This window comes from Petrimonas sp. (genome assembly GCF_963921705.1).
Lineage (GTDB): Bacteria > Bacteroidota > Bacteroidia > Bacteroidales > Dysgonomonadaceae > Petrimonas > Petrimonas sulfuriphila.
Genome location: NZ_OY997410.1, coordinates 1,080,471 through 1,093,369, shown reverse-complemented (window position 1 = coordinate 1,093,369; position 12,899 = coordinate 1,080,471). Strand labels below are relative to the sequence as shown.

At 44.5% G+C, this 12,899-nt stretch carries 12 protein-coding genes and 1 tRNA gene; 9 read left to right on the top strand and 4 right to left on the bottom strand.

Annotated elements, in window-relative coordinates; genetic code table 11:
- The first annotated feature begins 2 nt into the window (after positions 1–2).
- The 4 genes from AACM02_RS04585 (at position 3) to rbr (ending at position 5,725) form a co-directional block, all read left to right on the top strand.
- Positions 3–2,051 carry a helix-hairpin-helix domain-containing protein gene (locus AACM02_RS04585; RefSeq protein WP_339116194.1) on the top strand — a complete coding sequence of 683 codons (2,049 nt, stop codon included), beginning with the start codon at positions 3–5 and terminating at the stop codon, positions 2,049–2,051.
- A gap of 102 nt (positions 2,052–2,153) precedes the next feature.
- Positions 2,154–4,025, top strand: a complete 1,872-nt coding sequence (locus AACM02_RS04580; RefSeq protein WP_332456594.1) for an ABC-F family ATP-binding cassette domain-containing protein — start codon at positions 2,154–2,156, stop codon at positions 4,023–4,025.
- Between the two features lie 6 nt (positions 4,026–4,031).
- Entirely contained in the window at positions 4,032–5,039 is a 1,008-nt protein-coding gene (locus AACM02_RS04575) for a phosphatase PAP2 family protein (protein ID WP_339116193.1), read from the top strand.
- A gap of 104 nt (positions 5,040–5,143) precedes the next feature.
- Positions 5,144–5,725, top strand: coding sequence for a rubrerythrin (rbr, locus tag AACM02_RS04570; RefSeq protein ID WP_332456634.1), 582 nt, complete (start codon positions 5,144–5,146; stop codon positions 5,723–5,725).
- A gap of 61 nt (positions 5,726–5,786) precedes the next feature.
- Here rbr and AACM02_RS04565 read toward each other — a convergent pair.
- Positions 5,787–5,860: transfer RNA gene (locus tag AACM02_RS04565), tRNA-Arg, on the bottom strand.
- Positions 5,861–5,952: 92 nt separating this feature from the next.
- On the opposite strand from AACM02_RS04565, the gene AACM02_RS04560 reads away from it, so the two are divergent.
- From AACM02_RS04560 to tsf, 5 genes are all read left to right on the top strand, one after another.
- On the top strand, positions 5,953–6,411 hold the full coding sequence (locus tag AACM02_RS04560) for a hypothetical protein (protein WP_339116192.1): 459 nt from the start codon (positions 5,953–5,955) through the stop codon (positions 6,409–6,411).
- A 222-nt stretch (positions 6,412–6,633) separates the two neighbouring features.
- Positions 6,634–7,089 (top strand): 50S ribosomal protein L13, encoded by a 456-nt coding sequence (rplM, locus tag AACM02_RS04555; RefSeq protein WP_339116191.1) that lies wholly within the window; start codon positions 6,634–6,636, stop codon positions 7,087–7,089.
- A 4-nt stretch (positions 7,090–7,093) separates the two neighbouring features.
- A complete protein-coding gene (rpsI, locus tag AACM02_RS04550) occupies positions 7,094–7,480 on the top strand; it encodes a 30S ribosomal protein S9 (RefSeq protein WP_332456598.1) in 387 nt (128 codons plus the stop codon).
- Between the two features lie 183 nt (positions 7,481–7,663).
- Positions 7,664–8,524, top strand: a complete 861-nt coding sequence (gene rpsB / locus AACM02_RS04545; protein WP_339116190.1) for a 30S ribosomal protein S2 — start codon at positions 7,664–7,666, stop codon at positions 8,522–8,524.
- A gap of 147 nt (positions 8,525–8,671) precedes the next feature.
- Positions 8,672–9,493: a translation elongation factor Ts gene (gene tsf / locus AACM02_RS04540; protein ID WP_332456600.1), complete on the top strand. Its 822-nt coding sequence runs from the start codon at positions 8,672–8,674 to the stop codon at positions 9,491–9,493.
- A gap of 55 nt (positions 9,494–9,548) precedes the next feature.
- On the opposite strand, the gene tal is transcribed toward tsf, so the two are convergent.
- The 3 genes from tal to AACM02_RS04525 are packed head-to-tail and all read right to left on the bottom strand — an operon-like array spanning position 9,549 to position 12,899.
- Positions 9,549–10,505: a transaldolase gene (tal, locus tag AACM02_RS04535; RefSeq protein ID WP_339116189.1), complete on the bottom strand. Its 957-nt coding sequence runs from the start codon at positions 10,503–10,505 to the stop codon at positions 9,549–9,551.
- Positions 10,506–10,553: 48 nt separating this feature from the next.
- On the bottom strand, positions 10,554–12,212 hold the full coding sequence (locus tag AACM02_RS04530) for a lytic transglycosylase domain-containing protein (RefSeq protein ID WP_339116188.1): 1,659 nt from the start codon (positions 12,210–12,212) through the stop codon (positions 10,554–10,556).
- 45 nt (positions 12,213–12,257) lie between these two features.
- Entirely contained in the window at positions 12,258–12,899 is a 642-nt protein-coding gene (locus tag AACM02_RS04525; RefSeq protein ID WP_339116187.1) for a DUF5683 domain-containing protein, read from the bottom strand.

Below are 12,899 nucleotides of genomic sequence, written 5' to 3'. Positions count from 1 at the left end.
GAATGAAATTTTGGGTTTTTCATATCATTCTTGCCGTTACTCTTTGTGCAAAATGCTCTTTTGCCAAGTCGCAATCAAACGATTGGCGCTCCTATCTGGCACAGCTTGCAGAAGAGGGAATGGACGATACCACCATCGAAAACATGTTTCAGGAACTAACGATGCTGGAGGGCAACCCCATGAATTTAAACCGGGTTTCCCGCGAACAACTGGAGCAGTTTCCACTGATCAATTTTGAACAAGCGGCTCACATAGCCGAATTTCTGGATAAGAACCGGCCGGTCTACACGGTATTTGAACTCCGGAATGTCTCTTTTCTCGATTTTAAAACTGTAGAACTGATCCTGCCGTTTTTTTTCGCGGGCAAAGCGGAGGAAGAACAACCAACGGTGCAGGAAATGCTCAGTCGGGGGCGACACGAAGTTCAATCCCGGTTCGACAAGACCCTTCAGAACCGGGCAGGATACGGAGAGTTTGCCGACAGCATTCTTCAGCGTTATCCCAATCGGAAATACCGGGGAGAGGATTTTTATACTTCGATGAAATACGCATTCACTTATCGCGATAAAATTCAGTTTGGGTTGGTGGGCGAAAAAGATCCCGGCGAGCCGTTTTTGCAGAAAAACTATCCCGTGGGATACGATCATTACGGACTGCACCTGATCATTCGCGAACTGGGAAAGCTTAAAACCCTTGCCGTGGGCGATTATCGCCTATCGTTCGGACAAGGATTAATACTCAACAACGACTTTATGATCTCCAAATCCTGGGGCACCAACACCATTATCCGCCGGACACAGGGACCTAAACGACATTTCTCCACCGCCGAAAGTGGATTTTTTCGTGGTGCAGCTGCTGTCTTCCAGGCAGGGAAAATAACCGTTATCCCTTTTTACTCCAACAAAAGATTTGATGCCAATCTTTCCCGCGACGGAGAAATAACCTCGTTCAAGACCGATGGGTATCACAGAACGCCTTCGGAAATAGAGAAAAAAAACAATTCGCGTGAACAGGTAACGGGGGTGAATATCAACTACCACAACGAGCAGCTTCAGTTAGGCGTGAGCGGTGTATATCACGCCTATAGCCGTATGTATTGCCCGGTTGTTCGCGAATACAACTATTACAGTTTGCGGGACTCGTCCCATTTCAATGCAAGCATTGATTACTCGTACCGCTTAAACCGGTTGGCGTTTGCCGGGGAAACCGCAGTGGCCAGAAACGGAGCCACAGCAACCACCCACATGATTCAATATACCCCGTCCGGGCTTTTCTCCCTGTCGGCGCTTTACCGCCATTTCCCCATTTCTTACAACGCAATGCATGCGCAGGCATTTTCCGAAGGGAGCCGGGTTCAAAACGAGAACGGATTCTATTTAGGCGTCACCTTCAGTCCGCTGCAAAAGGTATCGGCAACAACGTATATCGACCTCTTCCGTTTTCCCTGGCCGAAAAGTCAGGTGGATAAGCCGTCTGCGGGATTCGACTTCTATTTTTTGGGAACGTATGCCGTGAACCAGAACGCCAACTTCGAGCTGCGGTATAAAATCAAACAGAAAGAGCAGAATGCAGGCTATCCCGACGAAAATTCCAGAACGGTTTTACCGCACAGCACGCAAAAAATCAGGCTCCGGTATAATCATGTGCTGAAAAGCGGATGGGATTTCAGAACTACTTTTGATGCCTCCCTGTTCTGCAGGAAACATTTTCCACAGGAAAAAGGGTTTATGCTCTCTCAACATGCCGGCTATCGCGGCGGCAAAAAGATCCGGGGCGACCTCTTCGCCGGATATTTTAAATCAGACACCTATGCCACCAGGCTCTATTCTTACGAAAGAAACCTCCTGACGACCTTTTATATGCCGTCGTTCCACGGCAAAGGCATAAGGCTTGCAGCATCAGGCAGATATGCTTTCACCCCCCGGCTGTCATTCTCCGTAAAGATCGGGCATACACGTTATTTCGACCGTGAAACCATAGGCTCGGGAACAGAGCGGATCAGCGGCAACCGCCGAACAGACCTGTTTACTTATTGGCAATGGCAATTTTGAGTTTAATCCCAAATAGTTTCGTACTTTTGTACCGGCGTTTATCGCACAAAATACAGGGTCCACACTAACGTGACGATCGCCAAAGGCAAAATTTACTCAACTATGGCAAATCCATTATTGCAAATCGATACGCTAACCAAAAGCTTCGGCGATCGGATGCTTTTCCGCAACATCTCTTTCGGGGTTGCCGAAGGCGACAAAATCGGTCTGATTGCAGAAAACGGCGCGGGAAAGACCTCATTGCTGAACATCATCGCCGGAAAGGAACCCAGCGATAATGGGAGAGTTGTTTTCCGAAACGATATCCGGTTTGCCTACCTGGAACAATCGCCGCAGTTTGATCCCGGACTCACGGTACTCGAAGCTTGTTTTCAAACCGAAAACGAAGCGGTGAAAGTAATTGCGCGATACGAAGAGATCATGGAATCCGGCAATCATCTGGAGCTGGATGAAATTTTAGCAAAAATGGATTTGCTCAAAGCCTGGGACTACGAACAGCGCATCCGGCAGATTCTCAGCCAGCTGAAGATCTTTCAGCTCGATCAGAAGATCGGCGAACTTTCCGGCGGGCAAGTCAAGCGGGTAGCGCTGGCAAACACCCTTATCTCGGAGCCGGAACTGATCATGCTGGACGAACCGACCAACCACCTCGATCTGGATATGGTGGAATGGCTGGAGGAGTATCTTTCCCGCTCGAACATCAGTTTACTGATGGTTACTCACGACCGCTATTTTCTCGATAGGGTATGTACGCAAATCATCGAAATTGACGATCGTCAAATCTACTCCTACAAAGGCAATTATGCCTATTACCTGGAAAAGCGCGGTGAACGCATCGTCGTACAGAATGCCGAAGCTGACAGCGCACAAAACATCTACCGCAAAGAGCTCGACTGGATGCGCCGGCAACCGCAGGCCCGTGCTACCAAAGCAAAATCGCGCATTGACGCGTTTTACGAACTGGAAGAGCAGGTCAAACAACGCAACCAAGCCAACGACATAAAACTCTCGGCGAAAGGTTCGTATATCGGCAAAAAAATATTCGAAGCCAACCACATTACCAAAAGTTTTGGCGACATTAAGATTACCGACGACTTCAACTATATTTTCACCCGGTACGAAAAAATGGGGATTATCGGTAACAACGGCACCGGCAAATCGACGTTCATAAAAATGTTACTGGGGATCGAACAACCCGATTCAGGAAACTTCGATATCGGAGAAACGGTGAACTTCGGGTATTACAGTCAGGAAGGGCTGCAGTTTGATGAACAGACCAAGGTCATTGACGCCGTCCAGAAAATAGCCGAAGTCATAGATCTGGGCAATGGGAACAAACTCACGGCATCACAGTTCCTGCAGCATTTTCTCTTTGCTCCGGCCAAGCAACACGATTTCGTCTACAAGCTGAGCGGTGGTGAAAAACGCCGACTGCACCTCTGTACCGTGCTTATCAAAAACCCCAACTTCCTGATCCTTGACGAGCCTACAAATGATCTCGATATCATTACACTCAACATACTGGAAGAATACCTCATCGGATTTAAAGGCTGCCTGATCGTTATTTCCCACGACCGCTATTTTATGGACAAGGTGGTGGATCACCTGCTCTGTTTTCACGGAGACGCCGAGATCCAGGATTTTCCGGGGAACTACACACAATACCGCGACTGGAAATCATTGGAAGACAAACGGGTTGCCGAAGAAACAAAACCACCAAAGCCGATAAAAACTTCAGAAAAACCTGTCCAACAAGAGAAGACCAAACTCACGTTCAGGGAAAAACAGGAATTTGAGGGGCTGGAGGCAGAAATCCAACGCCTTGAAACGGAAAAAGAACAATTGGCACAACAACTCTCATCGGGGGATCTCTCGTCAGAAGAGCTAATCAACGCATCAAACCGCATATCGCAAGTCGTCAGCCTGATTGACGAAAAGACCTATCGCTGGCTGGAGCTGAGCGAATTCGCCTGACTTCTTATGCCAGAGAAAAACTATACATCCTTCAGAAAAAAGAGGAACTTCTTCGGAGTAGAAATTCTCACAGCCGGTTATGTCGCAATTACCTCTGTCATTGTCATCGTTCTCTGGAACAGACTGGATAATCCGGGTTCCTTCTTGTTGGCTCGTATGCTAATTATCAGCGGAATGTTTCTTGCCTATTCCGCCACGTCTATGCTTAACTTTGCACCGGCAACGGCTTTCGTCCGTGTCCTCTTCTCCGTAGGACTTATCACTTACTGGTATCCTGAAACCTACGAATTCAATAAAATATTTGGGAACCTGGACCACGTTTTTGCTTCCGCAGAGCAATCTATCTTTGGGTTTCAGCCGGCCCTGGCCTTTTCGAAGCATTTTTCCTCGGAGTGGATTAGCGAAGCATTCTACATGGGGTATTTCTTCTATTTTCCCATGATGATGTTCGTCATTTTGTACTGTTTCTTTTATCAACGGGAGAAGTTCGACAAATTAACTTTCATATTCTTGGGATCGTTTTTCCTTTATTATTTCTTGTTTATCTTTATTCCCGTCACCGGCCCGCAATTTTATTTTCCGGTTATAGGAACAGAGAATGCAGAAAACGGATTTTTTTTGAATGTTGGCAATTATTTTTATTACAACAGCGAACTGTTGCCCGTTTCCGGTTATGGGGATGGATTATTCAACCGTTGTGTCAGGGTATTGCAGGCAATGGGAGAACGGCCCACTGCCGCATTTCCAAGTTCGCACGTGGGCATATCCACTATACTGATGATGTGGTTATATAGAAATAATAAAAGAATAATGTTCATTGTTTTCCCGTTATACGCTCTTCTCTGCGGAGCAACCGTATATATCAAAGCGCATTACCTGATTGATGTTTTTGCCGGTTTCATGAGTGCCTTCGCTTTTTATGGTTTGTTCGCGTTGTCTTTCGATAAGCTATATGGCCGCCGGGGTTCGGTTGAGACCGGAAGCCCAAATCCGACAAAACAGACAACTATTTAGACATAATTTAAATTTTGACCTGCAGATAAGTTGAGCGCTAAAACGGTTATTTAATTTTGTATCTTTGTGAGAGTAATATATTTTAAAATTTTATAAAACAACCAATTATGAAAAGTGTAAAGGGAACCCAAACAGAGCAGAACCTGCTGAAATCTTTTGCAGGCGAATCTCAGGCAAGAATGCGCTACACATTCTTCGCAAAACAGGCCAAAACAGAAGGGTATGAGCAAATTTCGGCCATTTTCCTGGAAACCGCAGACCAGGAGATGGTGCACGCAAAACGTATGTTTAAATACCTGGAAGGCGGAATGCTTGAAATTACAGCAACTTATCCGGCAGGAATGATCGGCACAACTGCGGAAAACCTAAAAGCCGCCGCTGAAGGCGAGAACGAAGAGTGGACCGATCTCTATCCTCATTTCGCCGAAGTGGCCGAAGAAGAAGGATTCAAGGAAATTGCCACCATGTACCGAATGATTGCCAAAGCGGAAGCAGTCCACGAGGAAAAATACCTGAAGCTACTGCAAAGGGTACAGGACGGGACTGTTTTTGTACGCGAGGAAGAGATCGAATGGTATTGCCGCCACTGCGGTTATGTGTTTACAGGCAAGAAACCGCCGAAAAACTGTCCGACCTGCCTGCATCCGCAAGCCTATTTCGAACCCAAAAACAGTGCGGATTATTGATAGAGAATGTGATGCGAAAAATGGCAAAATAAAAAAAGCGCTCTTCGTAGCGCTTTTTTTGTGACCCCGACAGGATTCAAACCTGTAACCTTCTGATCCGTAGTCAGATGCTCTATTCAGTTAAGCTACGGGGCCGTTGTTTTTGTAATTTTCGCCTGCAAAGTTAAATCAATTTTTAAAACTACACAAATGTTTTTATGTTTTATATTTGTAGGAAAAATGATTCTATGAAGAAAGTATCCGTATTAACTGTCTTATTTTTAGTTGCATTTATTGGTGCAATCTTTTCACAACATAATTTTGCTTTAAACCTGGGTTACGATCACATGCAGGCACACACCGGATTTTTAGGGGTGGAATACCGGGTAGACCACAATTTACAGAGACACACCTCGCACGGTCCTTTTACTGTCGGCATAGGCACCTACTTATACGGAGAAAACGGAAAATTCTCCCCTGCGCCGGAAATACACCTGAATAAAACCTGGAAACATTTCATAATCAACGAAATATCAGTATCAACCAAAAATATTAAACCCAGCGTGGGGATTACATTCTTTAACCTGACCCGGTTACAGTTTGGTTATAGCTTTCCCATACAACAATCTGATTTAAGAGGATTTTCTGTCGGAATCCATGTTCTTATTGGGAGATCTCCCTTTTACGACGAGATACGGGTATTCTAATCATGCGCAGACTCAAAAAAATTAGAGTTATTATGCATATTTTCGTCTAAAAACGCTTTGTTAATTACCTGAATTATTGTAACTTTGCAGTCCGATTATTAAAATTTATTACTTAAAAGTTTGATTTATAGCTTTTTATTTGCCATTTAGTCCCTTAGCCAGACAAAACGGGGAGCGAAAATCAGAACTTAATTTTATTAAACGATTTAAAAACAAAAAAAAGTGAATACTTTAAGTTATAAAACCATTTCCGTAAACAAAGAAACGGCTCAGAAAGAATGGGTTTTGGTTGATGCGAGCGGCCAATCGTTAGGACGTATAAGTTCTAAGGTGGCAAAACTGTTGAGAGGCAAGTACAAACCAAGCTTTACTCCGCACGTGGATTGTGGTGATAACGTGATTATCGTGAATGCCGACAAAGTTGAACTCACGGGCAATAAATGGACAGACAGGGTTTACTACCGTCACTCGGGCTATCCCGGCGGTCAAAAGGTATCCACTCCTGCCGATCTTATGAAAAAAAGCCCCGACAGGCTTTTCCGAAAAGTGGTAAAAGGGATGTTGCCGAAGAATAAACTCGGCGATGCTATTCTGAACAATCTTTACGTGTATGCTGGAAACGAACATCCGCATCAAGCTCAAAAACCCAAACAAATAGATATTAATACACTCAAATAATAAGATGGACGTAATAAATTCAATTGGAAGACGCAAAGCCGCTGTAGCTCGTGTATTCATGAGTGAAGGTTCAGGCAAGATCGTTATCAACAAACGCGAACTTGAAAATTATTTTCCTTCATCCATTCTGCAGTTCATCGTGAAACAACCGTTGAATAAACTCAACGTGACTGAAAAATACGATATCAAGATCAACCTGCAGGGCGGTGGATACAAAGGACAATCGGAAGCAGCAAGACTAGCTATTGCACGTGCATTGGTGAAGTTAAACCCCGAAGATAAACCTGCGTTAAGAGCCGAAGGCTTTATGACCCGCGATCCCCGCGTTGTTGAACGTAAAAAACCAGGGCGTCCCGGAGCAAGGAAGAGATTCCAATTCTCAAAACGTTAATTTTTGGATATATTCACCGGTTCTTTTGCCGGAAAGATATATAAGAACCGCACAAACCGGTTCCACTTAGTGACGTTTAGTATCTAAATCGTAAGGACATTACCGGGAATAATCGCTTCGGTAATTTACCTTACGGTTCGACTAAGAAAAAGAATGTAAACGAATAAAAAAACAACACAAACAATGGCAAAATTAGAATTTGACCAACTACTTGAGGCAGGAGCACACTTCGGCCACTTGAAAAGGAAATGGAATCCTGCAATGTCTCCCTATATTTTTATGGAGCGCAACGGTATTCACATTATCGACCTTTACAAAACAATTGCAAAAACCGAAGAAGCCGCAGCGGCTTTAAAACAAATTGCCAAAGCCGGCAAAAAAATACTCTTCGTAGCGACTAAAAAACAGGCAAAACCGGTTATTGAAGAAAAGGCACAAAGCATCAATATGCCTTACGTTATAGAGCGTTGGCCTGGTGGCATGCTTACCAATTTTCCCACTATCCGCAAGGCAGTGAAGAAAATGAGTAACATTGATAAGATGATTAAGGACGGAACATTTGACACGTTGTCGAAACGCGAAAAACTGCAAATCACCCGTCAGCGTGCTAAACTCGAAAAAATGCTCGGCTCGATTCAGGATCTTACCCGTCTACCATCCGCTCTTTTCGTTGTTGACGTAATGAAAGAACAGATTGCTGTGAAAGAAGCAAACAAACTTGGCATTCCCGTATTCGGTATTGTTGACACCAACTCTGATCCGAACGACATTGATTTCGTAATTCCTGCAAACGATGATGCTGCAAAAGCCGTAGACATGATCCTCGGATATCTTTGTGAAGCAATAAAAGAAGGCCTGGATGAGCGTAAAATTGAAAAAGCCGATGCCAGCGTAGCAGAAGACCAAGAAGAGGAAGGTGCAGTACCTCGCAGGGAAAGAAAATCAAAAGTAGCTAAGAGAGAGCGCGTTAAGAAAGAAGACAAAGATGCTATCAATGCATCTGTAGTAAGCAAATACGCTAAAGACGCAGACGTTGAAGAATAATACGGACAACAACGGCCAGCTATCAGATGTCAAGATAACAGACACTTGGATGCTTCAATGTTCCAACGTCTGAAATCTACCAGCGAGGCGGTCTAAGGTCTCTTCTTTGAAATCTAAAAAGAAAACAACTTAAAAAAACATAGAAATATGGCAGTTACAATGGCAGAAATCCAGCATTTACGTAAAATGACAGGAGCGGGAATGATGGATTGCAAAAATGCATTAAATGAAGCAAACGGCAACTTTGACAAAGCAGTAGAGATTATCCGCAAAAAAGGGCAGGCAGTTGCCGCCAAACGCGAAGATCGCGAAGCAAGTGAAGGGTGTGTGCTTGCAAAAGCTCAAGGAAACTATGCTGCAGTAGTAGCATTGCAATGCGAAACCGACTTTGTTGCTAAAAATGAAGAATTCATCGCATTGACTCAACTGATACTGGATGCAGCTATCGATCATAAACCCGAGACGTTGGAGGATTTGCTGAATATCCAACTTCCCAACGGAACCGTTTCCCAGTTAATTATGGATAAGATCGGCGCTACCGGCGAAAAAATGGAACTGGGTTATTTTGAACACATTTCCGCACCATCGGTGGTTTCCTATATTCACATGGGAAACAAGTTGGCGACCCTTGTTGGATTCAACAAGGAAGAAGTGGCTGAAGACATAGCAAAAGACGTAGCAATGCAGGTAGCGGCAATGAATCCAATTTCGGTAACACCCGATACTATTCCGGCAGAAGTTAAAGAGAAGGAACTGGAAATTGCACGCGAAAAAGCACGTGAAGCCGGGAAACCGGAGAACCTGTTAGACAGAATTGCTGAAGGCGCTTTGCAGAAGTTCTACAAAGAATCAACACTACTGCAACAGGAATACGTCAAAGATAACAAACTGACCATTGATCAGTATCTCAAACAAAACAACAAAGACCTTACCGTAACCGTTTTCAAACGGGTATCGTTGAACGCATAACGAAGAGAGATAAGGGCTAAGGGCGGGACTTTAAGTTCCGCCCTTACTTTTTTTGTTACAACAGCTTTTCCATCTGCTTCTCCAGTTTAATCAGATCTCTGGTGAAGTTGCGGATGCCTTCGGCCAATTTTTCGGTAGCCATTGCATCTTCGTTCATCATCCACCGGAAGGTTTTTTCGTCAACGGTAATTTTTTCGATAGCCATTTCACGGGCCTGATCTGCATCCAGTTTTTTCGTCAGTATACCCTCTGTGGCTTCGAGCTCCCTGAGCAACGTCGGGGAAATAGTGAGCAGATCACATCCAGCCAGCTCGCAGATCTCGTCAATATTACGGAAGCTCGCACCCATTACCTGGGTTGGATAACCAAACTTCTTGTAATAATTAAATATCCCAGTCAACGAAATCACTCCGGGATCCTCCACAGCCGGTATGTCTGCTACACCGAGGTTTTTTTTATGCCAATCGAGAATCCTTCCCACGAACGGTGAAATTAATCGTACACCGGCTTCGGCACAAGCAACAGCTTGTACCTTGGAAAAGAGGAGGGTGAGGTTACAATGTATTCCTTCTTTTTCAACGATTTCCGCCGCCTTTATTCCTTCCCACGTAGAAGCAATCTTTATCAGTACCCGTTCACGGGAAGTTCCTGCAGATTCGTACAATCCGATAATTTCGCGGGCCTTGACTACTGTTGCATCCGTATCGAAAGATAGTCGCGCATCGACTTCCGTTGAAGCTCTCCCGGGAACTATCTTTAAAATTTCCAACCCAAAGTTCACGGCTAATTTATCCATGGCTTTAGGAAGTTGTACCTGCCTGTCTGACGTTGATTTCCGGGCAAAATCGATAGCATCGTCAATCAGGTGTCTGTACCGGGTATCCTGTGAAGCAGTATAGATTAACGAAGGGTTAGTGGTAGCGTCAACGGGTTTATAAATTTCAACCGATGAAAAATCACCCGTATCCGCAACAACCTGGGTATAGGTTTTTAGTTGCTCAAGCAGGTTCATAATGCTGAGAAATTAAATTTAACAATAAACAGTATGGCGCAATAGCGCTTATTCCGCTTCCATTGAAGCACCGGTTACAACTTCCGTTTCATCGGTTGTGCTTTCCTCGAGCTGCTGTTTCAGGTAATTGGAAATAATACCGGAACCATCCTTAGCCGAGGTAGTCGTTTCAGCAGTCTGTTGAACAGGTTGTGGTTCTTCAACGGTAACGGTTTTCTTATTTACAATCAGCTGTTTTCCTACCGAAAGCCGGTCGGACCGTAATCCGTTCCACGATTTCAGCTGTGCCACCGTCACTCTATTTCTCTGAGCGATCTTGCCCAGATTATCGCCGTTGCGTACCCGATAGTATGCATTCACAGTCTTTGTTGCAGTTTCTGGATTTGTGGGTTGCTGTGCCATCGTGGCTGCATCCGTCTCCAGTACGGCAGGATCAACAGCTTTCTTCCTGACGATAAGATTTTTGCCTGCAGAAATCCGGGTAGACCTTAAGTTATTCCATGAGCGGAGTTGTGAGACAGTAACTCCGTTCCTGGATGCGATCTTCGAAAGGTTGTCCCCTCTTCTTACCCTATAATAAACATTTTCTCCGTTTCCTGAGACGGATGATCCTGACGAAGCCAGATATCCATCGGTATTTTCGCGATGCGTAATATAGTCATCTCTCCGAAAATTCATTATTTCATCTTTCTTTTCGAGAAACGCATACATCTTATTGATAGGCAAAACAAGTGCATACCGTTGATAGTTACCCGGTACCCTGTCCTTTTTAAATTGGGGATTCCACCGCCGGATATCACTTAGGGGAATATCCAGAACCTCGGCTATCTGGTTAAAGTGCACCTGATTCTCCACGTGTACAGTATCGAGGGCGATCATCTCCTGAAATGACTCTATCGGACAGATATTGTGCTTATCGTAAAAATTCATGATATAGTTCGCTGCAATAAATGCAGGCACATAACCGCGGGTCTCCCGCGGCAAGTTGTAATAGATTTGCCAGTAATCGCGCTTGCCTCCGCTTCGGGCTATGGCTTTATTTACATTGCCCGGCCCGCAGTTGTAAGCAGCAATAACCAAGTTCCAGTCACCGTAGATTGCATAAAGATCCTTAAGGTATCGTGCGGCTGCCTCGGTCGATTTATGCGGATCACGGCGCTCATCAACAAGGCTGTTTATCTGAAGTCCGTAACCTTGTCCCGTCCTCAGCATAAACTGCCACAAGCCCGTTGCTCCCACCCTCGAAACAGCCACCGGATTAAGTGCCGACTCAATTACTGGTAGATATTTTAATTCCAGAGGTAAGCCGTATTTATCCAGAGCTTCTTCAAACATTGGAAAATAGTATTTACCGATAGTTAGCATATATCCTACCATATCGCGTCGACGGTTGGCGTACATATCGATGTACTGTCTGACCACCTGGTTATAGGATAATTCCATCTCCGTAGGCATATCATAAAGACATTGGGTGTAAACACTATCATGAAAGACTACATTTGCGCCTTGCCTGCACATGTTATCCGATTTTGAAAAATCGATCTGCCACTCATGCAGTAACGTAGCCAGGTGTTCGTTCAGGCTTTCGGGTGCAACGATGGAGTTATCCTGAATATTATCTTTGTTTGGGTGCAAATTTTCTTGTGCAAAAACAATGGTTGTACTAATTATTCCACACGAAAACAGGATCAAAAAAAACTTTTTCATTCTCTCTTTTTCAGGGAAACCCGCAAAGAGCTTCCGGTTGTAATCTTAAAAACTAAAACTGCATCTAAATCCGTAAGAATCCGCCAGGTAATTTGAATCTGCCTTTTTGAAAATTACCGGCTCCACACGCATCGAAAGATCGGGGCTCACATCAAATTCAAATAATTGTGCATCTACGTAGGCATCCACAATCCCAAGCCCATAAAGTGCCACGGTTAAAATTATACTGAAATCCCGGTAATACCTGAAGTAGTTTTTTCTGTCTTTCAACACTCCGGAAAACCAATTCTTGTCTGCTGTTTCCGGGTCCATTCCGTAGGGCAACATGTTCCCCCAAACATGATCATTGGTCGGATCATCGTCCAGCAAGGCCCTTTGTGCATCAAAATAATCCTGATAATGGCTGTTATTCCAGGATATAGCGTATGAAAGCCCTACAAACCCACCGTAAAGTATGGGCAATTTCCAGTACTTTCTGTTGTATATCTGCCCCAATCCCGGAAAAATGGCCGAATATATCACGGCTTTCTTTGGATCGGGTTTGAACGTTTTTTCCCCTATGATGGTGTCTGGGAGAGAAACAACTTTAATGGAGTCAGGGTGCTGTGGAACCGTGTTTTGCTGCGCTGTTAACTGAAAGGCGGCACTGATGAATATTAAACAAACAATGTTCCGGTATTTCAGCAT

Excerpts from the sequence above, each read along its gene's own strand:
- AACM02_RS04585 (WP_339116194.1), top strand. The coding sequence starts at position 3 with ATGAAATTTTGGGTTTTTCATATCATTCTTGCCGTTACTCTTTGTGCA.
- AACM02_RS04580 (WP_332456594.1), top strand. The coding sequence starts at position 2,154 with ATGGCAAATCCATTATTGCAAATCGATACGCTAACCAAAAGCTTCGGC.
- AACM02_RS04575 (WP_339116193.1), top strand. The coding sequence starts at position 4,032 with ATGCCAGAGAAAAACTATACATCCTTCAGAAAAAAGAGGAACTTCTTC.
- AACM02_RS04560 (WP_339116192.1), top strand. The coding sequence starts at position 5,953 with ATGAAGAAAGTATCCGTATTAACTGTCTTATTTTTAGTTGCATTTATT.
- rpsI (WP_332456598.1), top strand. The coding sequence starts at position 7,094 with ATGGACGTAATAAATTCAATTGGAAGACGCAAAGCCGCTGTAGCTCGT.
- rpsB (WP_339116190.1), top strand. The coding sequence starts at position 7,664 with ATGGCAAAATTAGAATTTGACCAACTACTTGAGGCAGGAGCACACTTC.
- tsf (WP_332456600.1), top strand. The coding sequence starts at position 8,672 with ATGGCAGTTACAATGGCAGAAATCCAGCATTTACGTAAAATGACAGGA.
- tal (WP_339116189.1), bottom strand. The coding sequence starts at position 10,505 with ATGAACCTGCTTGAGCAACTAAAAACCTATACCCAGGTTGTTGCGGAT.
- AACM02_RS04530 (WP_339116188.1), bottom strand. The coding sequence starts at position 12,212 with ATGAAAAAGTTTTTTTTGATCCTGTTTTCGTGTGGAATAATTAGTACA.
- AACM02_RS04525 (WP_339116187.1), bottom strand. The coding sequence starts at position 12,899 with ATGCTGAAATACCGGAACATTGTTTGTTTAATATTCATCAGTGCCGCC.